This is a genomic window from Marinitoga piezophila KA3 (genome assembly GCF_000255135.1).
Taxonomy (GTDB): Bacteria; Thermotogota; Thermotogae; order Petrotogales; family Petrotogaceae; genus Marinitoga; species Marinitoga piezophila.
In genome coordinates, this window is the sequence record NC_016751.1 from 838571 (window position 1) to 861197 (window position 22627).

19 protein-coding genes and 1 pseudogene are annotated in these 22627 nt (G+C 29.3%); 12 read left to right on the forward strand and 8 right to left on the reverse strand.

The window, feature by feature from the left end; translation table 11 throughout:
• Nucleotides 1-25: 25 nt before the first annotated feature.
• Together MARPI_RS10695 and MARPI_RS04095 are read right to left on the reverse strand one after the other, a co-directional pair.
• Nucleotides 26-1339: an HD-GYP domain-containing protein gene (locus MARPI_RS10695; RefSeq protein ID WP_014296320.1), complete on the reverse strand. Its 1314-nt coding sequence runs from the start codon at nt 1337-1339 to the stop codon at nt 26-28.
• A gap of 35 nt (nt 1340-1374) precedes the next feature.
• Entirely contained in the window at nt 1375-2946 is a 1572-nt protein-coding gene (locus MARPI_RS04095) for a methyl-accepting chemotaxis protein (protein WP_014296321.1), read from the reverse strand.
• A gap of 414 nt (nt 2947-3360) precedes the next feature.
• Here MARPI_RS04095 and MARPI_RS04100 point away from each other — a divergent pair, with 414 nt between their 5' ends.
• The 5 genes from MARPI_RS04100 to MARPI_RS04120 are packed head-to-tail and all read left to right on the forward strand — an operon-like array spanning nt 3361 to nt 9061.
• A complete protein-coding gene (locus tag MARPI_RS04100) occupies nt 3361-4641 on the forward strand; it encodes an ABC transporter substrate-binding protein (RefSeq protein ID WP_014296322.1) in 1281 nt (426 codons plus the stop codon).
• A 60-nt stretch (nt 4642-4701) separates the two neighbouring features.
• The gene (locus MARPI_RS04105; RefSeq protein WP_014296323.1) at nt 4702-5568 is read left to right on the forward strand and encodes a carbohydrate ABC transporter permease; all 867 of its coding nucleotides are present in this window, start codon (nt 4702-4704) and stop codon (nt 5566-5568) included.
• Nucleotides 5562-6533: a carbohydrate ABC transporter permease gene (locus MARPI_RS04110; protein WP_014296324.1), complete on the forward strand. Its 972-nt coding sequence runs from the start codon at nt 5562-5564 to the stop codon at nt 6531-6533. The genes MARPI_RS04105 and MARPI_RS04110 overlap by 7 nt, the downstream gene beginning before the upstream one ends.
• 15 nt (nt 6534-6548) lie before the next feature.
• Nucleotides 6549-7361 (forward strand): MurR/RpiR family transcriptional regulator, encoded by an 813-nt coding sequence (locus MARPI_RS04115; RefSeq protein WP_014296325.1) that lies wholly within the window; start codon nt 6549-6551, stop codon nt 7359-7361.
• Nucleotides 7362-7375: 14 nt separating this feature from the next.
• Complete coding sequence (locus MARPI_RS04120) at nt 7376-9061, forward strand: alpha-amylase family glycosyl hydrolase (protein ID WP_014296326.1); 1686 nt, start codon at nt 7376-7378, stop codon at nt 9059-9061.
• A gap of 25 nt (nt 9062-9086) precedes the next feature.
• Here the strand turns inward: MARPI_RS04120 and MARPI_RS11225 are convergent.
• Nucleotides 9087-9951, reverse strand: a pseudogene (locus tag MARPI_RS11225) (AAA family ATPase); the annotation flags it as partial.
• Nucleotides 9952-10229: 278 nt separating this feature from the next.
• Here MARPI_RS11225 and MARPI_RS11085 point away from each other — a divergent pair.
• The 6 genes from MARPI_RS11085 (at nt 10230) to MARPI_RS04150 (ending at nt 14975) form a co-directional block, all read left to right on the forward strand.
• Nucleotides 10230-10376 (forward strand): hypothetical protein, encoded by a 147-nt coding sequence (locus MARPI_RS11085; protein WP_014296327.1) that lies wholly within the window; start codon nt 10230-10232, stop codon nt 10374-10376.
• A gap of 25 nt (nt 10377-10401) precedes the next feature.
• Nucleotides 10402-11172 carry a motility protein A gene (locus MARPI_RS04130; RefSeq protein WP_014296328.1) on the forward strand — a complete coding sequence of 257 codons (771 nt, stop codon included), beginning with the start codon at nt 10402-10404 and terminating at the stop codon, nt 11170-11172.
• Nucleotides 11173-11177: 5 nt separating this feature from the next.
• Nucleotides 11178-12059: an OmpA/MotB family protein gene (locus MARPI_RS04135; protein ID WP_014296329.1), complete on the forward strand. Its 882-nt coding sequence runs from the start codon at nt 11178-11180 to the stop codon at nt 12057-12059.
• Between the two features lie 289 nt (nt 12060-12348).
• Complete coding sequence (locus MARPI_RS04140) at nt 12349-13299, forward strand: ABC transporter transmembrane domain-containing protein (protein ID WP_014296330.1); 951 nt, start codon at nt 12349-12351, stop codon at nt 13297-13299.
• 1 nt (nt 13300) lies between these two features.
• Nucleotides 13301-14080 carry an ATP-binding cassette domain-containing protein gene (locus MARPI_RS04145; protein ID WP_014296331.1) on the forward strand — a complete coding sequence of 260 codons (780 nt, stop codon included), beginning with the start codon at nt 13301-13303 and terminating at the stop codon, nt 14078-14080.
• A complete protein-coding gene (locus MARPI_RS04150; protein WP_014296332.1) occupies nt 14043-14975 on the forward strand; it encodes a hypothetical protein in 933 nt (310 codons plus the stop codon). Before MARPI_RS04145 ends, MARPI_RS04150 begins: the two co-directional genes overlap by 38 nt.
• Nucleotides 14976-15025: 50 nt before the next feature.
• On the opposite strand, the gene ppdK is transcribed toward MARPI_RS04150, so the two are convergent.
• Genes ppdK through MARPI_RS04175 form a run of 5 tightly spaced genes read right to left on the reverse strand, consistent with a single transcriptional unit; the run spans nt 15026 to nt 21397 of the window.
• A complete protein-coding gene (gene ppdK, locus MARPI_RS04155; RefSeq protein ID WP_014296333.1) occupies nt 15026-17689 on the reverse strand; it encodes a pyruvate, phosphate dikinase in 2664 nt (887 codons plus the stop codon).
• A gap of 46 nt (nt 17690-17735) precedes the next feature.
• Nucleotides 17736-18752 (reverse strand): NAD(P)H-dependent glycerol-3-phosphate dehydrogenase, encoded by a 1017-nt coding sequence (locus tag MARPI_RS04160; protein ID WP_255370590.1) that lies wholly within the window; start codon nt 18750-18752, stop codon nt 17736-17738.
• A gap of 36 nt (nt 18753-18788) precedes the next feature.
• The gene (locus tag MARPI_RS04165) at nt 18789-19184 is read right to left on the reverse strand and encodes a MazG nucleotide pyrophosphohydrolase domain-containing protein (protein ID WP_014296335.1); all 396 of its coding nucleotides are present in this window, start codon (nt 19182-19184) and stop codon (nt 18789-18791) included.
• A gap of 9 nt (nt 19185-19193) precedes the next feature.
• On the reverse strand, nt 19194-20099 hold the full coding sequence (locus MARPI_RS04170; RefSeq protein ID WP_014296336.1) for an ABC transporter substrate-binding protein: 906 nt from the start codon (nt 20097-20099) through the stop codon (nt 19194-19196).
• A 14-nt stretch (nt 20100-20113) separates the two neighbouring features.
• The gene (locus MARPI_RS04175) at nt 20114-21397 is read right to left on the reverse strand and encodes a hypothetical protein (RefSeq protein ID WP_014296337.1); all 1284 of its coding nucleotides are present in this window, start codon (nt 21395-21397) and stop codon (nt 20114-20116) included.
• A gap of 103 nt (nt 21398-21500) precedes the next feature.
• On the opposite strand from MARPI_RS04175, the gene MARPI_RS04180 reads away from it, so the two are divergent.
• Nucleotides 21501-22625: an MFS transporter gene (locus tag MARPI_RS04180; RefSeq protein WP_014296338.1), complete on the forward strand. Its 1125-nt coding sequence runs from the start codon at nt 21501-21503 to the stop codon at nt 22623-22625.
• Nucleotides 22626-22627: the final 2 nt, after the last annotated feature.

A 22627-nucleotide genomic window follows, 5' to 3' on the forward strand; every position in this document is an offset into this window, starting at 1 on the left:
TGCCTGTTCAAAATCAGGCATTTTCTTAATATATCTTTTCTTTTAAGATATTGATTTTTTCTTTGATTATATTATATTTTTCTTCTTTTAATAGTGATTCTATTATATCTTCATCTATAATCCTATATCCATTTTTTACCATATTATCAACTTTTTTATATACTATTGTATCTAATTTACCCTCCTTTGTTTCTTGGTATAAAATAGACATAGCCTCTTTTATTGTATATGGATTTTTATATGGTCTTTCTTCTGTTAAAGCTGATAAAATATCTGCAAAGGTTAAAATTCTTACCTCCATAGGAATTTCATTACTCTTATATCTATGTGGATATCCAGAACCGTCAAGTTTTTCATGATGTAATAAGGATACTTCTGCAAATTCGTTTAATCCATTTATTTTCTTTAACATCAAGTATGTTCTAACTGAATGCGTATTCATTATTTTCCTTTCAAAATCATTAAAAAATCCTGGTTTTTCAAGAATTTTCAATGGAACATAGATCTTTCCTATATCATGTAATAAACCACTAATCATTAATTTAAACCCTTCATATTCACCAAGTATTTCTTTTCCAATATCTCTTGCAATATTTGACACGCGAAATGAGTGTTTTCGTGTAAATCTGGATCTATAATCCACAAGAAATGTAAGCAATTTCATTGCATTCATTAATTCTTCACCACGTAATAATGCAATCTCTCTATCAATAAACAATTCAGGATATGGATCATCAGAAAAAATTATAGACATTTCCCATGGATCCCTGAATATATCAAGTAAAGCTATTTTTACCTCGTTATCAATATTAAATTTTCTTGTGTAATCAATAATATTTTCTAAAGTCTTTTCATATGCTTCTCTTTTTAAATATTTATCAAATACATACATTTTTGATAATTCATGAGAAACAGTTAATATATTAATTGTTTCCAATTCAAAATATGATTTATTCAGATTATTCTCCTTTAATATATATAAAATTTCACTTTCATTTTCTAAGCTTTCCATTTTCATTATCGAGGTATAAAACACATGAGAAATAAACAATGCTGCTTCTTGAGTGTCTTTATTCTCAAATAGTATTAAGAAATCATTTATATCTAAAAACTTAGAAAGAAATATATATCCAAATCCTATCATTAATCCTTTTATATAGTTCTTTCCACCATCATTGAGATTTAACTTTTTTGAAAGAATTCCACTAATTTTTGCTGAAAATAAAGAGTAGTCTATAAAAAACTTCAATTCTCCATATGAAAAATCATTTAAAACAAGAATTAAATCTCGCATATCCACACTTCTAAAATTATTGGAAGAAAAACCCGGATATTCCATTGTGTCACCTCCAGCATATTATCAAATTAAAATGACTATATGCTGAAAAAACTAATTCTCTTCTGTAATTCCTGTGATAATTCAGAAAGATTATTGGAAACCGCATTCGTTTCTTCCAATGAAGCATTTACATTTTGTAATATTCCAAATATAGAATTGGTACTATTTGTTGTTTCTTCAACCAATGAATTTAATCTTGAAATTGCTGAAGCCATTTCCTGTAAAGTTGCATTTTGCTCTTCTGATGATGCTGTGATGGATTGTATCATTTCCTGTATATCAAGCATTGCCGTATTCAATTCATCAAAATCTTTTTCTATATTAAGAACATTTTCTGCTAATATATCTATAGCTTGTTCTGTTTCATCTACATTTTCAACTGAGCTTTTTACCTCAATTACAAGACTCTCAAGAATTTCACTTATCTGTTCTGTCGAAGTTTTGCTCTGTTCTGCGAGCTTTCTTATTTCATCAGCAACTACAGCAAATCCCTTTCCTGCTTCTCCTGCCCTTGCTGCCTCTATTGCTGCATTTAATGCAAGAAGATTTGTTTGTTCTGTTATATTATTAATAGTTATTATTATTTCATTTATATTTTCAGTGAAACGTGCTAATTTATCAAGAACAATTTTTGTATTATGACTTTTTTCTTTTGTCTTTTTTACTTCTTCTAATGTTTCTATTATGCTTTTTTTATTGTCATTTATTAATTTTGCTGAATTTTCACTTTTTTCAAGCAATTTCATTGCAACCCTTGAATTTTCATCTGCAGATGCAGACATCTCTTCTATACTTGCTGTTAATTCTTGTAAAGATGCTGAATTTTCCTGTGCTTCGCTATTTATCTTATCAAAAGTAATACTTAAATCATTTAAACTATTAGAAACCTCTGTTGTATTAGCCGCTAACTCCTCAGAGATTGCCGATGTCTCTGAAGATGCTGAAGAAATTGAGCTTATAATTTCCATTAATTTTTTTCTTAACTCTTCCAATGATTTAGCTGCCTTCCCGATTTCATCATTAGAATTTATTTTATCCATTTCTATATTTAATCTTCCTTTTTCAATATCTGCAATTGTTGAAGAAATTGATTTAATTGGTTTAACAAGATTTTTTGAAAGAATTATTGAAATAAATATTCCAATTATTATTGATAACGTTACCGATAAAATTAAATTAATCTTCAGTTTTGATGTTTTGGACGATATTATATTTTCCAGATCAGACAATATATTGTCAAAATCTTCAAAAATCTTTTGTGAGATTAATTTATATTGATTAAAATCTTTATCTTTCAAAACAAAAATCATATTATCAAAATCTTTTTTTAATATATCTTTATTCTTGCTATTAAAATCTAAAAGCAATTCTTCTAATTTTTTATATAAAAGTGTAAACTTCTTTGAAATCTTTTCAACTTGAATATTACCTGAACTAATACTTTTATCATATTTCATGAAATCGGTTACAACATCCGAAAAAGAGGATATCACTCCATATGATTTAGAAATAGAACTTAGGCTATAAAATGTAATTAGCGAAATCAACACAATTAAAATTATAAATACCAGGGAAAAAATCATTAATTTGTTCATCACACTATTCATATTTTCCCTCCTAACATTTTATAATGTATATATTTAGACTATATGTAATATAATTATAACTTTTTATTTTTTTTTTTGTCATTTTAGTTACAAAAAAGTAACTTATTTTATCATGTTCATCAAAGTTTTGTTTTTCATGTTGTATTTTATATATTAATAATCATTATTCAATAGAACCTAAGAAAAAAATATTATAAAATAAAATCTTATTTTCAAAAAAATATTTTTAACCTTTTATTAACATAATTTCGATTTCATTTGTTTTTATCTTTTAATATGCTATATTTTCATATCATCCTTTTTAATTGTCAATAATGGATTTTTGAAAAAAAATTTTTTATTGTATAATTAAAATGAAAATTTTCTTTTTTATTTTTGAAATAAAAAAGAAATTCTATTAAAGGGGGTATTGTGATGAAGAGATTATTGGTTTTGATAATGGTAGTTTTATTGGTATCTGCTGTATTCGCAAAGATTACTTTCTGGACAACAGAGGTTGAATCTAACAGAATGCAGAGAATTAGAGCTCTTGCAACAATTTTTAAAGCTCAAACAGGTATTGATGTTGAAGTTGTTCCTGTTGAAGAAAATGATTTATTGAAACAGATTCCTATTGCAAAAAATGCTGGAACATTACCTGATCTAATTGAAAGTGGTATTGAACCAATGTTGTTGTTAGGTTCAGAAAATTTCATGAATGTTGACCTTGCAACAAAGATTATAAATGATTTTGGTGATGTTTATAATGGTGCAGCAAGATTATTAAGTAATGGCGAAGGTAAATATTATGCAATTCCTTTCCACGCATGGGTACAGGGTATATGGTATAGAAAAGATTGGTTTAAAGCACAGGATCTTGGCGATCCAATAACATGGTATAATATCGCTTTAGCTGCAAAGGTATTGAATAATCCAAAGAAAGGTGTTTATGGTATTATTTTACCTAAAAAGGCAAATGCTTATGCAGAACAGGTATTTACAGAAATTGCTCTTGCAAATGGTGCAAGACCTATAGATGAAAATGGAAATGTAACCTTTAATACACCAGAAATGATTGAAGCTTTCAGATTCTATAAGGAATTGGGTAAATATTCAAAACCTGGTTTTACAGATGTTCTTGACGCTTTAAAGGGTTATTTAAGAGGCGAAACAGCAATGATTTTCTATTCAACTTATATTATGGACGATATTGCTGTTGAAGAGGTACAAAGAGGAAGAATTGATAACTTTAATCCTCAATTAGTTGTTAATACTGGTTTTGCAAATAAAATGATTAATGTAAGACCAACATCTTATGGACAGGTTGTAGCCCTTGGTATTACAAAGAATGCAAACGCAAGCGAAGTAGAAAAATTTGTTAAATTCCTTATGACAGATAAAAACTATGTTTACTGGGTACATATGGCACCAGGCGGAATGAATCCAACAAGAAAATCTGTAGCTGAAAGTGATGAATTCCTTGATAATCCTGTTCTTGAAAGATATGGAAAGGCTAAAATCGCAGAAATCGTTGCAGCACTTGATTCTGTAGAAAGATTTGAATTTATTAACGGTAAGGTTATTACAGATATGAGTAAATTAAGCGCTAATTTTGTTATAGGTAAGGCTATTAATTATATGTTTGCAAATGATTGGACACCACAGCAAACTGCAATGTGGGCACAAAAAGAAGCAGAAAAGATTCTTGGAAAATAATTCTTTTTCATGAAAAAGGGGGAATTCTGTCCCCCTTTTTTTAAAAAGGAGGTTTGAAATATGGCTGTGATGTCGTTAAAGGAACGTGAAGCGAGATTTGGCTGGAAATTGGTTATGCCAACTGTAATTTTAATTGCTTTGTTGATTTTATATCCTGTATTTTATAATATTTATCTTAGTTTTTTTGAGGTGTCAATTTCAGATGCCCCAAATAAGTTTGTTGGGTTGCAGAATTATAGAGAGATATTATCAGATCCTTCATTTTGGAAATCATTTGGAATTACTGTTCTGTTTACTGTTACAACTGTTGTAGGAAGTATTTTGTTGGGACTTGGAGTGGCATTATTGCTAAATAGGGAGTTTCCTGGAAGGAATATTGTTAGAGCTTTATTGTTATTGCCTTATGTAACTCCATTAATTGCAATTGTTTTTGCCTGGAAATATATATTTTTACCTATTGATGGACCTTTAATGAAATTCCTTGCTAATTTTGGCATGAATCCAGGAAATGACTTTTTAAATAATCCCAATAATGCTTTCTGGGTTGTTTCGATTTTTAATATATGGAGAAATTTCCCATTTGTTTATTTGATGATTTTATCAAGGCTTCAATCTATTCCTACAGATTATTATGAAGCAGCTGAAATAGATGGTGCAAGCGATTGGCAGAAGTTTGTTCATATTACATTACCAGAATTGTATTTTGTTATAGGTTCTGTTGCCTTGCTAAGAGGTATCTGGAATTTTTACAAGTTTGATGAAGTTTATCTTATGTCAAAATTCGCTAATACTTTACCTATTTATATTTATGAAAAAGCATTTGCTGGATTACCGGAACAGGGTGTTGCTGCCGCTATTGCAACTATATTATTCGTAATAATGATTGCATTAATCGGTATATATGTAAAGAAGGTGTTAAAATGGTAAAAAGAAAAAGCCCTTTGAAAATAATTGGTTTCTGGACTTTGATTATATTATTGGTAATATTTATTACTTATCCATTTGCATGGATGCTTTCTGTATCTTTTAGATATGATACAGATGCTTTTGATCCTGGTATAATACCTAAACGCCCTACACTTGATACTTATGCTATATTACTTGGATTTAAAAAGTCCATAAGAGAGGAATTGAGTAATGAGCAACAACAATTGTTGGATCTTATAAAAACTTTGCCTAAAGACCAGCAAGAAGCTGTTCTTGCTCAAATAAATGCACAAAGAAAAAAGGAGTCATTCCCATTTTTAAGATTTTTTAGAAATTCTTTGCTTCTTGCAGGTTTGAGTGCTCTGGTAAGTTTAATTTTATCGGTTTTCGGAGCATATGCATTTAGTAGGATTGAGTTTAAGGGGCGAGGAACTATTCAAAGAGGTGTTCTTGTAGTTTATCTCTTTGGAGGCACTATACTTGCAGTACCTCTATATCAAATTTTTGTAAAAATTGGATTGACATCATCAGGGATTTCTTCCGCTATCGCTTTATTCATTATATATATTGTTCAAACTATACCTGTTTCTTTGTATATGCTTGGTAATTATTTTAGAACAATTCCAAGATCTATTGAAGAAGCTGCTATTATTGATGGTTCTTCAAGAATGGGCGTTATCACAAAGATAATAATTCCTTTATCTTTACCTGCTATAATTACTGTATATATATATGCGTTTATGATAGCCTGGAATGAGTTCTTATTTGCTTCAATTTTTGTAAGACCATTCCCGGAATTTTATACTCTACCTCTTGGTTTAAATGAAATATTTAATTCTGAACATGCAATATGGGCAAAAATGATGGCAGCATCTGTTGTTACTGCAGTACCTGTTGTTATTATGTTTATGATGATGGAAAAATATTTAACAGGTGGATTAACTGCCGGTGGTGTAAAAGAATAAAAGAGGTGACCATTTATGATTATAAACCAAATAAAAGGTATATATAACTCTCTTACAAAAAGAGAAAAAAAAGTAGCTGATTATATTATTGAAAGGGCTGATGATGTAATTCATTATAGTATTACTGAATTGGCAAATTGGGCTGAAGTAAGTGAAACAACTGTTTATAGAGTGATTAAGAAACTGGGATTTAACGGTTATCAGGATTTTAAAATTTCTCTTGCCAAAGAATTATCCGAGCCTGTTTTTGAAACAGTTGAAACTGAGCAGGATATTTTTTCAAATCTATATAATAAGATTTGTAAAAGTTTAAGTCTTATAAACCAGAATCTCGATAAAGATTTGTTGAATAGAGTAGCTGAAAGAATTCTTGCATCTAAAAAACTTATATTTTTTGGTGTTGGAAGATCTTTTCCTGTTGCTCTTGATAGTTCACTAAAATTTGCTGCTTTAGGTTTTTCTGCAATGGCATACAGCGATCCTCATATGCAGGTTATTGTTGGCGCTGGATTAACCTCTGAAGATACTGTTATTTCAATAAGCCATTCAGGATTTATACGTGATGTGTTTAAATCAACTCAAGTTGCAAAGGACGCTGGAGCTTTTACCATTGCTATTACATCAGGTGTAAATTCACCTTTAAGTAAGATTTCAGATATTGTTATATATACTACACCAAGCGATCCTTCTGAGAATGAGTTTACCCATGATAGAATAGGCGAAATGTATATGATAGAAATACTTTATAACCTCGTGGTTTCAAAGAAATTTACAGATAAACATTTTAATAAGTTGAAAAATGTTATTGAGCCAAAAAAGTTCCAGTAAAAGAGGTGTATTTTATGCATAAGAATATATACGATAAATTAGAATTTTTATATGGCGATGAAGCAAAAGGTGTATATCAAAAACTTATGAATATTATTGAAAAATATAAAATTTCTGATAAGGATTTTGATTTTTCGGAAAAGGACGTTATTTTAATTACTTATGGTGATTCTATAAAGAAAAATAATGAAAAGCCTTTAAATACTTTACATCATTTCTTAAATGAATATGTAAAGGATAGTATTAATACTGTACATATACTTCCATTTTTCCCTTATTCATCTGATGATGGCTTTTCTGTAATTGATTATAAACAGGTTAATCCAGAATTGGGCAGTTGGGAAGATATTCAATCGCTCTCAAAAGATTACAAACTAATGTTTGATGCAGTTATAAATCATATTTCCAAAGAAAGCAAATGGTTTCAGGAATATTTAAAGGGAAATAAAAAATACAAAAATTATTTTATTGAACAGGAGCCTGTGGAGGAATTAAAGAATGTAACTCGTCCAAGGGCACTACCTTTATTACATGTATATAAAACTGCTTCAGGCGAAGAAAAACATATCTGGACTACATTTAGTGAAGATCAAATTGATTTAAATTATAAATCTACAGATTTGTTCCTTGAAATTGTTGAAATATTGCTTTTCTACGCAAAAATGGGAGCTAAATTAATAAGACTTGATGCTATTGGATATTTATGGAAAGAAATTGGAACATCATGTATCCACTTAAAACAAACACATGTAATGATTCAGTTGTTTAGAGATATTTTAAATCTCACAGCCAAAGACGTTATTCTGATTACAGAAACAAATGTCCCGCATCATGAAAATATTTCTTATTTTGGAAATGGATATAATGAAGCTCAAATGGTTTATAATTTTTCACTTCCTCCCCTTGTTTTATATTCTTTTTTATTTCATGATGCGACTGTTATATCAAAATGGGCTTATACATTAGAAACACCATCTGATAAGACTACTTTTTTCAATTTTCTCGCTTCACATGACGGCATTGGATTAATGCCAGCAAAAGGAATTTTAAAAGATGAAGATATTGATTTTCTTGTTGAACATACTTTAAGAAATAACGGACTTGTTTCTTATAAAAGCAATCCTGATGGGACAAAATCACCGTATGAGTTGAATATTAATTATTTTGATGCTTTGTACGATGAAAACGAATCAATGGAATTGAATATAAGAAAATTTATTTCCGCTTATGCAATTGCTGCTGCAATGAAAGGTATTCCAGGTATTTATATTCACAGTTTATTGGGATCACGAAATTATCTTGAAGGTGTTAAAATCACCGGAATGAACAGAACTATTAATAGAGAAAAATTGAATTATGATACCTTAATTTCAGAATTAAACGATAAAAGTTCTTTAAGGTTTAAGATATTTAATACCTTCAAACATATGCTGGATATTAGGAAGAAACACAAAGCATTTAATCCAAAAGGAAAACAAATGGTTATGTTTTATGATGATTCTGTTTTTGCATTTATGCGAGAATTTAAAGATGAAAGAGTTCTTGTTTTAACCAATGTTGCTAATAGAGAAATTACTCTTGATATTGATAATCCGCTTTCTAAAAATCCTTATGACTTTTTAAATAACACTTCTGTTGATATTTCCGATAATAAACTTCATATTATTCTTAAGCCATATGAAACCAAATGGTTGAAATAAAAGCGAGGGCAAACTCCCTCGCTTTATTATTATTTTTATTTATCTCTTCAAGTATTTTAAGAAGACTTTCTTTCACTTCAAAATTTGGATAGTCCAGTATATATTTTTTCTTTAATCCATATTTTTTTATTCCTTTAAAGGTTAAATACCCTGCCTGCGTAAAGAAGATATTTGCTTTTGCATCTTCTATTTCTCTTGTTGAGAAATCTTCTGCACTTACTGGTGTTTTTACTAAATCTTCATACTCTATCTTTTTGCCTTTTATATATTCATACAAAAAACTTGGTGAGCCACTTTCAAACCAGAAGTTTTGGAATTCTTTTTCTGAAAAAAATCTCAATATTGAATATGGATTATATACTGTATGTTCTCCGTCAAATGAAAATCCATTATAATATCTCTTCATTTCTTCAAGCAATTCTTTTTCTGTTATATATTCGTCTATTAAAATTACCACTTTTTCTTTTTTTGAAAGTTTCATTATTAATTCATCAAATGCAAATGTATAATCTGTTTCAGTTATCTCTATTCCGTTTCTTTCACCTTCCTGCTCTATCATCTTTACCAGACTTTTTTTGAATTTTTCTTCGCTCTCCGTTGATGATTTAAACAGGTTTAATCTTATTATTGGATACTCTTTGAAATCCCATTTGTCATATATATATGTCCCTTTGAATAACTCTTTTTCTCCTTTGAATAAATAATATAATTTTGAATAAATAATATAATGTTGATACTGTTAAACTTTTTCCAAATCTTCGTGGCCTTGATAAGAATGTTGGTATTCCTGAATATACCATTTCCAATATATATTTTGTTTTATCTACATATATATAATCTCCTGTTATTATTTCCTTATAATCTTCTATCCCTACTGGTAACTTCTTCACTGCTTTCCACCTCCCTATATTATGATTATATCATAATAATTCCCAATTCACTTTTATTTTTTTATTAATCCATTAATAAAATTATTTTTACATTCATTTTACTTATTTTGTTGACAATTTTTTTATTTTTATATAAAATTCTTAATAGAACAAAGTTCTTTTTTATTAAAAGTTATTATTTTCACTAATTTCGTTTTAAGTTGTTTAATATTTATGTTCATTTCTATTTGCATAGAATTTCCAAAATATATTATCAACATAATTAAAGGAGGTATTTTATGAAAATTCCTCAAATAATTAAATTACCTGAGGATATTTTACAATATAGAAAAAAAGATAAAGTTTTGCTTCTTTCTCCAGAAAAAGCTGGTGCCATTGTATTAAATGATATTGAATATAAAATTTTTTGTGAATTTTTGAACTAAAAAATATCGAGGAGGAGGTATAAAGTTGGATCTTTCTACTTTAATAGGATTGGGTTTGGCTTTTGTTGCTATATTAATTGGTGGATATTCAGGATTAGGACAATTATGGGATACAAACTCCTTCTTTATTACTGTTTTAGGTTCAGTTGGTGGTATGATGATTGCTGCGCCAAAAGATATATCTTTTAAATTTGTAACAGCAATAATGATGGGAATAAAAGAACCTAAAATTGATTCGGTCGAAATTTTAAAAACATTATATTCATTTGCAGAAAAAGCAAGAAGAGAAGGTTTAATATCCCTTGAAGCAGATCTTGAAGGCCTTGATAACGAATTTATGAAAGAAGGTTTAAGGGCTGCAGTTGATGGTACTGATCCAGAAGAAATAAGGAAAATCCTTGAAATAAAAATGGAGTTATTTGAAGCAGAACAGGGAAAATGGTCAGGTCTTTTAAATACCTGGGGCACATTAGCTCCGGCATACGGAATGATTGGAACGCTGATAGGTCTCGTTTTGATGCTTGGTAGTTTGAACGATCCATCTACTATAGGTCCTAATATGGCTATTGCTCTTATTACAACGTTATACGGTGCTCTTGTTGCAAATATATTCACCTTACCGATAGCCGAAAAAATAGGAAGAAGAACATCAATACAGGTAAATCTTTTAAGGATGATAACTGAAGGAATATTATCAATAGTTTCAGGTGAAAACCCAAGATTAATGGAAGAAAAACTAAAAGCATTTTTAAGCCCTGATGAAAAGAAAAAATATGAATCAGAAAAAGAAGGGTGATATAAATGGCAGATAAATGTAAAAAAGATGAAGGGCCACCACCACCACCTGGTTGGCTGGCAACATTCAGTGATTTAAATTCGTTGCTTATGACATTCTTTGTTATGTTGTTCTCCATGGCAACAATTTCACCCGGTAAATTCCAGCAGGCAGCAGTAAGTTTTAGAAGTCCCTTTAGCGGAACGCCACCAAGTGTTTTGACGGGTGGAAAAAGTCTATCAGAAGAAAGCTTAATTACATCAAATCCTGGAATTAGAGTTGAACTTTTCAGACTACAGGACAATCCAAAGTATAAAGGAAGAATAACAATAGAAGAAAATGACAAAGGAACAATAATAAAAATGCAGGACATGGCATTTTTCGAGCCTGGTAGCGCTCAATTAACCAAAGATGCAAAAGAGTTGTTATATAAATTGGGTATAATTCTAATAGAACATTCAAACAATGCAATAGAAATATATGGATTTACAGATGACAGACCGCCAAAAGAACAATTAATATATCCATCAAACTGGCATTTAGGAGCCGCGCGTGCAGCAAGTGTGGCAAAATTCTTTACAGAAGAAATGAAAAAGAAAAGAACACTTGAAAGATTGGCAGAAGTAAAAGCCGGGAAATTTGATCCTGATTATTACTATAATCCTGAAAGATTCTATCCAATCTCAGAAGGAGATAAAGACATATTAAAAGATATACAAAAATTAAAATCAAACACCGAAGCAGAAAAGATGAAATTAAAAGAGGAATTTGAAAAAGGTATAATAGATATTGCAACCTTGAAAACAAAAGAAAAAGAATTAGATGAAAAATACAAAAATGATCTTGATAGACTAAGACATCTATACAGAAGAATTGATTTATTGATTTTAAGACAGCGCTTGAGATGATTTTTTACAATCCAGAAAAAAAATCTTCATTTTTTTCTGGTATATTCTATTTGTTAATTTCAGGTTAATTCATTTATGTGAATATTTTAGAAAACTTTTTTACAGGAGGTATCCACAGATGAGAAGAAGAGAGATATTATCAATTTAAAAGTTAATAAAAATAAATACGACAACGGGAGAACTTTGCCTTTGTTTTTGAAAAAAGGTATGTGATTTTTTTGTCAATTTTTAACCCCGCGTTGTCGGGGTTTTTTTTGTTGCCAATTTAACTTTCGGGGGTGATAAGTTTATGAAAGAATTTTATAAGTATTTTTTTGATTTTCACAGATTATTACCAAAAAAGCTTTTTTATCAAAAAGTATTTCTTGATCTTTTATATGTTTCAAGAGAAATTATAAATCTTTTTATACCGATGATTTTTGGTAAATTGGTAAATTCTCTTGGAAGTGAAACAGTATGGATTAACCTGAAATTGTTTATAATTGTTTATATACTAAGGGATTTAATAGGTGAAGGAGAAGGATTGTTCCGAACATCTTTAAATGATGTTTCTATACCTGCTTATTTTTATCAGGTTTCTATTAAAAATGTTCTTAAGAAAAAAGATAATATTTCTCCTGCAAAAGAGATGGATAAGATTTTTGATTTTAGATATGCATATAGGTTTTTTTATGATTCATTCACTCTTTTATTTGCATTATTGCCTTTGTTGCTTGTAGCATTTACTGTTATTATTTTCGTTCAAAATATAGTTATAGGAGTTTTAACGATTATAGGCGCAATTTTTTTAACTTTCAGTGCAAATAAGAAGATGAAAGAAGCGTCAAAGGCTTCTAAATTTATGAATGATAGTGAATATAATGTTGCCGCTGTTGTGGAAGATGTTTTAAATGGATATCAGGAGATAAAGAGTTTTAGAAGTTTTGAAATACCTTTAAAATGGGTAATTGATGCTTATAAAAATTTAAAACGTTCTTATATTGCATATGGAAATGTGGAATTAAAATATGCTGTTACCTATGAAATAATAAGTGTTTTATTAAAACCCATTTCGTTATTATATTTAGGTTTTATGATTTTTTCAGGAAATATGCAGGCAGGAAATGCTTTAGCTATAATGATGTATATCGACTATTTTAATGATTATTTTTCTCTTTATTTAGATGATATGGATTATATATCCTGGATGGTTGAAAAGGCAAAAACTGCTTATAATAAATATTTAAAGGAGGTTGCATAATATGTTTATATCTTTTGAAAATGTTGAATATAAATATAATGAGACAGTGATTCTTGATAATTTTAATATTCAAATAAATAAAGGAGAAAAAATTGCTCTTGTAGGTTCAAGTGGTGAAGGAAAAACTACTATTATACGATTGTTGTTGAAATTTTTAACACCACAAAAAGGGAGAATATTAATAGAGAATAATGATTTAAAAGATATTCCAGATGAGGAATGGTATAGAAGAATTGGTGTATTGAGTCAGAATGCGCATATTTTCAACAGAACATTAAGGGAAAATCTTTTAATAGCAAAACCATCAGCAACTGATAAAGAATTATTAGAAGCACTTGAAAGATCAGGCTTAAAGAAGTTTCTTGAAAAAAGAAATGGTCTTGAAACGCAACTTGGCAGTAAAGGTGTTGCCATTTCAGGAGGAGAAAGAACAAGAATAGCGCTTACACGATTGTTATTAAAAGATCCAGAATTTCTTATTCTCGATGAACCGCTTGAAGGTGTTGATAAATTAGTGGAAAAAGAGGTTATAGAAAATATCAGGAATTTTATAAAAGATAAGACTTTGCTTTTAATTTCTCATAGATTCAGCATTTTATCCTTAACTGAAGAATTTGCTGTTTTACAGGATGGTAAGATTGTGGAAAAGGATAAATTCCATAATTTTTCTGAAAATAGTCTTTTAAAGAAATTTTTCAAGGCGGAAAATGAGCTTACTGAAAAATTCAGAAGGGGGAAGGAGAATGGGAACGCTGATAAAATGGATTATGAAGTCCAATAAAAAACGTTATGTGGAAATAACTATACTTAATATTTGCGGTATTTTATCTTCAATTGCAATTTCTTATTCTGCTGTAATCAGTAAGGATATTATAAATTTTGCCATTGAAAAGAATGATAAATTTTATTTTTATTCAATTATATTTTTCTTTCTGGTTATTATAGGACATATTACATTTGGTATAAGCAAAGCATATGTTTCGTATTTTAAGGGAGGATATATGCACGATGCAGGAATATATACGTATAAAACTATTATTAATAAGAATTTTCAGGATTTTATTAAAAAAACGCCTGCACAATATGCAGAACTTTCGTTAAGAACAGTAGAAAAGGTTGCAAATACACTTTCTAATTATGCAACTATGGGTGGCCTTGTTTATTTTTTCAAGTTGTTTATTTATATGAGCACTATTTTTGTTCTTGATTATTATTCGGGTCTGGCTTCCATTTTATTTTCTATAATATTAATTTTATTATTATTGGGTTCAAATGCCTATTATTATCCAAGAAGCAAAAAATTAAATGATCTGGAATTGGAAGTAAAGGAATATGTTTCAGATATGTTTGCAGGAAAATTTGAAAGTGCTCTTTTTAATGCTATAGATCATGAAATGGTTTCTTATAATAATTATGTAAAAGATTACTGGAAAAGATTAAGAAAGCTATATATAATCGATTTATTATATTCAAATACTTCAAGACGTTTTATTTCAACATTGTTTTATTTTTATATTGTTTATAGAGGAATTAAATTAAATGATGTAGGAAAATTGTATTCTATGACAACTATATTTATTATGATAAGAATGCAACTTTATAATGCAATGGGGGCCTGGCATGCTATAAGAGAGGGTATGATAGCTGCAAAACAATTGGAAGAATTTGTTGGATAAAAATTAAAAAACACCGGGAGAATTTAATCTCTCCCGGTGTTGATTTTTTATTAGTCAGCGTAGTTTACGAATTTTCCTCTCTTGAATTTAACAGCTGCCTGTGCTGCTGCTAATCTTGCAATTGGAACTCTGTATGGTGAACAACTTACATAGTCAAGCTGTGTTTTGTGGAAGAATTCGATTGATTCTGGATCTCCTCCGTGTTCACCACAAACACCTAATTTTAATTCTGGATTTACTGATCTACCGTAATCTTTTGCAATTTTAACCATTCTACCTACACCTGTTTGATCAACGTGTTTGAATGGATCTTTTTCGTAGATTCCTTTTTCGATGTAATCGTTGATGTATTTTCCGTAATCGTCTCTTGAGAAACCTAATGTCATCTGTGTTAAGTCGTTTGTACCAAAGCTGAAGAATTCAGCAACTTTAGCAATTTCGTCTGCTGTTACAGCTCCTCTTGGAACTTCGATCATTGTACCAACTTTGTATTCAAGATCTACTCCTGCTTCTTCGATTAATTTGTCTGCTGTTTCTCTTACGATTTTGTCAAGGTATTCTAATTCTTTTACTGTTCCTACTAATGGAATCATGATTTCTGGTTTAACTTTTTTACCTTCTTTTACCATTTCAATTGCAGCAAGGATTATAGCTTTTGTTTGCATTACTGCAATTTCAGGATATGTTATAGCTAATCTTACACCTCTGTGTCCCATCATTGGGTTGAATTCGTGTAAGTTTTCTACGATTTCTTTTAATTCTTCTACACTTACTCCTAATTGTGGAGCTAATTCTTTCATCTGTTCTTCGTCGTTTGGAAGGAATTCGTGAAGTGGTGGATCCAATAATCTGATTGTAACAGGGAATCCTTCCATAGCTTCAAATAATCCCTTGAAGTCTTCTTTCTGTAATGGTAATAATTCTTCTAATGCTGCTTCTCTTTGTTCTACTGTTTTTGATACGATCATTCTTCTCATTTTCTGGATTCTGTCGCCTTCAAAGAACATGTGTTCTGTTCTACATAATCCAATACCTTCCGCTCCGAAGTTTCTTGCAACTGTTGCATCTCTTGGAATATCAGCATTAGCTCTTACTCCTAATACTCTTATTTCATCTGCGAATTCTAATAATTCAGCAACTTCTCCTTCTAATCCTTTTGGTTTTATTGTTTTTACTTTACCGAGGTAAACTTTACCTGTTGTACCATCAATTGAGATCCAGTCTCCTTCTTTTACTTTAACTCCTCTTGCTTCAAATTCTTTTGCTTCTTCATCGATTACAATTTCTCCAGCACCAACGATAGCTGGTTTACCCATACCTCTTGCAACAACTGCTGCGTGTGATGTCATACCACCTGTTGCTGTTAAGATACCTTCAGCTGCGTTCATACCTCCAACATCTTCTGGACTTGTTTCAGGTCTTACAAGGATAACTGGTGTTCCTTCTTTTGCTAATTTTTCTGCATCATCAGCGCTGAATACAACTTTACCTGTTGCTGCTCCTGGTGATGCTGGTAATCCTTCTCCAATTTCCTGTGCTTTTTTGATTTCTTCTTCATCAAATGCAGGATGTAATAATTTGTCGATTTGATCAGGAGCTACTCTCATAACTGCTGTAGCTTTATCAATTAATCCTTCTTTTACTAAGTCAACAGCGATTTTTACTGCTGCTTTAGCTGTTCTTTTACCAGTTCTTGTCTGTAAGAAGTATAATTTTCCTTTTTCTACTGTAAATTCGATATCCTGCATGTCTTTATAGTGAAGTTCTAATTTGTCCATTATTTCTGTTAATTGTTTATATACATCAGGCATCATTTCGTTTAATTTTTCAAGTGGGTATGGTGTTCTGATACCAGCAACAACGTCTTCACCCTGTGCATTTGGCAAGTATTCACCGTATTTTACTTTTTCACCTGTGTTAGGATCTCTTGTGAAACATACTCCTGTTCCACTATCTTCACCCATGTTACCAAATACCATCATAACAACGTTAACAGCTGTTCCTAATAATTCTCCTTCTTTAATTCCATTGATAGCTCTATATTTTATTGCCCTTTCATTCATCCAGCTACCAAATACAGCTTCTATAGCAATCCATAATTGTTTTTTAGGATCTTGTGGGAATTCTTTTCCTGCTTTTCTATAGATTTCTTTGTATAATTCTACAACTTTTTTGAAGTCTTCTGCTTCTAATTCGATGTCTAATTTTACACCTTTTTCTTCTTTTACTTTGTTTAATGCTTCTTCAAAATCGTGATGTGGAATTCCTAAAGCAACATCACCAAACATTTGCATGAATCTTCTGTATGCATCATATGCAAATCTTGGGTTACCTGTATTTTTTGCTAATGCTTCTACTGTTTCATCGTTTAAACCTAAATTTAAGATTGTATCCATCATACCTGGCATTGAAACTGCAGCACCTGATCTAACAGATACTAATAATGGATTATCTTTGTCACCAAATTTCTTTCCTGAAACTTCTTCTAATTTTTTCATTGCTTTATCTACTTCTGCTTCAAGTGTTTCAGGGAATTTTCTATCGTGTTTCCAGTAATAGTCACAAACTTCTGTTGTAATTGTAAAACCTGCAGGTACTGGTAATCCTAATCTTGCCATTTCAGCAAGGTTAGCACCTTTACCTCCAAGTAAGTTTTTCATTTTTGCGCTACCTTCTGCAATTCCTCCACCGTAAAAATATACCATCTTTTCCATGTGTTTCTCCCTCCTTATCGAAAGAAAATTTACGAAAAATTCAAAATCAGAATTCTTCTCTTTTTAATTCCCTTCTCATTAATTCATGTATTGCCTTTTGTGGATTTTTGTTTAGATATAATACTTCATATGTTTTTTCCACTATTGGCATTTCTATTTGTAATTCTTTTATTTCTTCATATAACGCTTTACAGGTATATACACCTTCAGCAACCATATTCATGTTTTCAATGATTTCATTTAATTTTTTGCCTCTTCCTATCATTTCGCCGACATATCTATTTCTACTATGCTGACTATTACATGTAACTATCAAATCTCCAAGGCCAGCAAGTCCCATAAAGGTTTCTTTTTTAGCACCTTTTTTTTCACCATAACGGATTATTTCTGTAAGCCCTCTTGTTATTAATGCAGCTTTTGCATTATCCCAACCACCTATGCCATCAATAACCCCTGCTGCTATTGCTATTACGTTTTTTATAGAACCACCAAGTTCAACACCTATTACATCTGTTTGAGAATATACTCTGAATGATGCATTGCTAAATATTTCTTGAACCTTTTCAGCATATTCCAGATTTTCAGAAGCAGCTACAACGCTTGTTGGAACATCTCTTGCTACTTCTTCAGCATGACTTGGGCCACTTAAAACTACGTATTTTAAATCTGTAAGTATATCCTTTAAAATTTCGCTTATTCTTTCCTGTGTTTTTATTTCTAATCCCTTTGCAAGATTTACTATGATTTGTCCGTTATAATAACTTTTGAAGTTATTTGCTACTTCTCTTACTGCCTGCGTTGGCACTGCCATTACAATAATTTCCGAATTTTCTATAACTTCTTTTAAATCCATAGAAGGCTTTATGTTTTTTGGTATTGAAATTCCTGGAAGATAATAAGGATTTTCTCCGTTTTTTAAAGCATTAAAGACGTTTTCTTCTCTTGTCCATATTAAAACTTCATGTCCATTGTTTAATAATACTTTAGAAATAGCTGTTCCCCAACTTCCTGAACCAATTATTCCTATTTTCATTCTTTTCCTCCGTTTATATAACGTTTTCAATAAATATTATATCATAACTTTTGTAACAATCTGGTGTTAAAGTTTTTTATTTTTTTCTCTTTTTTCTGCTTCTTTTCGTTCTTTCCAGATTTTTGACGCTTCTTCTTTTGTTATTGGTTTATCCCAGAATAACCAGGGTTTTCTATTGGATATTTTATTTACTACTCCATTTATGATTTTTTCAGATGAAACATTATAATCACGTTCTGCAATTTTTAAAACGAGAAATGCATCATATATGAGATCTCCAATTTCTTCTTCAAGATTTTCAATATCTTCATTTTTTATGGCTTCTCTTATTTCATTAATTTCAGATTCCGTTTCGTTAAGCATATATTCTGTATTTATAGAACTTATCCATGGACATTTTTCTATATTTCTTTGAACAATGTCATATAATTTTTTAAATTCTTCCAGAAATTTTTTATCCATATATTTCACCTAATATATTAAATATAAGTCTTCTGGTATTTTTGATATTGCCCCATATTCAAAGAGATTTTTCATGTATAAGTCTGTTATTTCTTTTATATTTTTTGAGTAATATATTTCTGATCTTGTTGCTGCTTTTCTTAATACTGGTTCCGGCATTGTTTTCATTGTATCAAAAACGAATTTTATTGCTTCATCAAAGCTGTTTTTATAGAATACATTTGCTGAACATTCGTATTCATTTAATACTTTTTTTACCATCTTCATATCGTTATTTATTATTTTTTCGGATACAAATATTCCCGCTATTGGTAATTTTTCTTCTTTTAAATTGAATATGTCAGCATATACTTTTTGAAAGTCAAGCTGCGCCTTAACCTTGCCTTTTGTTTTTATTTCTGCAAGTGATACAAATGGTTCTGGAAGAACAGCTATCTTTTCTTTTCCAGCTGCAAGCATTTGTATTATTTCCGGACTACTTGTAACATATACAATTTCAAAGTCCATGTTTTTGCTTTTTTTTAATATTTTCAATATCACATCTGCTGTTTGGCCTGGGCCATGCAATGTAACTATTCTTTTTCCTTTTAATTCATCAACATTTGTAATCTTTTCTGAGGAAATTAGATAAAATGTTTTCCATAACGATACTCCTGCAAGTTTATATTTTGCGCCTTTATTCACCATCTCAATTCCAAGTGCAACAGGTAATATGATGAAATCTGCCTGTTGCTTTAACATTAATGTTTGAGCTTGATCTATTGTTCTCCAATAATCTGTTTTTAAACCCGGTACTCCATCTATATACAATCCTGCTGCTGGTAATAATGTTGGCCCCAATGGGTTATAAAACGTTGCTGAGAAAACTGAAATCATCAATAATAAAATCATTCCCGTTATTAAACCTTTTTTCATAAAAGAATCCCTCCTTATTTTAAAGAAATTGTGAATATATTTATAGTATTAAAATCTTTGGATTTTATGTATAATTCAATTTTTGTTGGATAATCATCAAGTATAGTATTAAAAGTATATATATTCCCTTTTAACCGCAGGTGTTTTTTTAGTTCACTACTGGAAAATTCTTTTTCTTTTATAGTATTTGAATAAAATACTTTTATTTTTTCAATTTTTATATTTTGTGCAAAATTTGAATTTCCATCGTATACAGAAAATTCCACCGAGAAATTTTTTCCTATTTTTTTATTTAATATTATAATTTTTCTCGGAAATGGTTTTACTTCTATTTTTAATTCACCGTTTAATTTGTAATTACCATTGTAAAATTCTACTTTATATATTCCAGGATATACACCACCTATTACTTCTATATAATTTTCATCGTAATTTATTTTTATTTTTGGAGTATATATATTGTCAGAAATTATTTTATATCCTAAATTTTTTATTCCAGGTATTAAATTTCCGTATCTGTCGTATAACTTATATTTTATTTTTTGTATTATAAAATCTTTTTTATTTTCTGAATATGTGGCAACTTTAACGATGCTATTGTCAAAGCTAATTTGTTTTATTATATCTGGAATTACGGAAAATTCTATGTCCTTTTTATTCCCATTAATGAACATGGAAAATATATATTTTCCTGGTCTGGTTAAATTATACAAATTTAACATATAAGATCCCTCAGAGATATGTTCAATATCGTATTTTACTACTGGATATAATTTTATTTCCTTTATTTTTTTTACTATGCTATTTCCATATTTATCTATAAAATAAATTTTTAATGGTATTTCAACTTTTTTATTGGCAATAAATATTTTTTTATCCAATTCTACTTTTAAATTTATGGGTGTTGCTGGAAGTATTTCTATATTTAAATCTGTTGATATATCACTATGATAAAAGGTTAATGTATATGTTCCAGCCTTTGTAAAATTTTTTAGATGCAATAAACTACCTTCCAATGTTGCTGTTGCATTAGTAGAATCAGAATTTATTTCAATTTTATCAACGTAATTTTCAGGATTTAAATTCTTTAAATCCTTTATTTCTAGATTTATCGGAATTTGTTTTTCTTTAAAAGCTATATATTTATTCTTTTCTATAATTATATTGAGTTTTTGTTCTTTTTCTATTATTTTTGCAATTTTATCTTGTTGCGCTTTTTCTTTATTAAAATCAAAAAGAGAACAACCTGATAACATCACAAGTATTATTATAATTAATATACTATATGTTTTTTTCATACTTTTCCTCCGTTTTTTGATATAATTAATATTGGTTTCTATTATAAAACCTTATCCTGTTTAATTATACCTTAAAATATCAACAATTTCAAAGGAGGATTTTATGTCAGATAAAAAACTACAATTTTTTATTTTTTTTAATATATTTTTTCTTGCTATTATTGTAAATTCCATACCCCCATTAATGACTACTTTGCAGGATAATTATTCTTTAACAATAGGGTTTTCTTCTTTTTTACCTCTGGCGAGAACTATAGGAAATATGAGTGTTTCTATTATAGGAGCTTTTATAATAGCAATATTAGGTTTAAGAAATAGTCTCCTTTTAGGCATTATTTTTGAAATTCTCGGTGTTTTTTTATTTATTATTTCAAAAGATATTTATACATTGATTTTTTCTATGTTTTTTATAGGTGCTTCTATGGGACAAACTATTTTATCTTTAATTTCTATGTTTGATCATTTGCCTGAAGAATTTCAAAAATATGGATTGTTACATGCTTTTTTTGGTTTCGGCGGAATAACAGGTCCTTTGATTATATCTTTTATTTTAAGAAATAATATTAATTATAAATTTCCTTTTTATATTTATGAATTTGTATTTCTATTTATTTTCTTTTTTATTATTTTGAAAAAGGTTCCAGAAAACGTAAAATATAAAGCTTTTAAATTTACTGAAGCTCTTTCAGTCTTAAAAAATAAATTTATCATATATATCCTGGTAATTTTTATTATGTATTCCGGTGTGGAAATTGGAGCTGTCACATGGGCTGGTAATCTTTTTACTGATCAATTTAATATCCCAAAGGATTCAGCTTCGATTTTTATTAGCTTATTCTGGGTATTTTTTACAATTGGAAGATTACTAACTGATACATTGTATAAGAAATTTAATTTTACTCTTACAACTATTTTTTCATTGTTTTCAGCAATTACTTTAATTATTATGATTTCAATAAAGTCTTTTTCTCCATATGCTTTTTCAATATTAGGAATTATGCTTGGACCAATTTTTCCTGTTACACAAAAATTTTTGAATTCTCACTTATCTCATAGGGAAGTCGGCCTTGTTTCCGGAATTGTTTCTTTAAGTATAGGAATTGGTGCGTCTATTATTACAACTCTTATGGGTTTCGTGGGAGATTTTTCTATTTTATATAGTTACTTAATTCCTATTACCGGTCTTCTAATAGTTTTTATCTTTTCAATAATGGTAAGAAAACTATAATT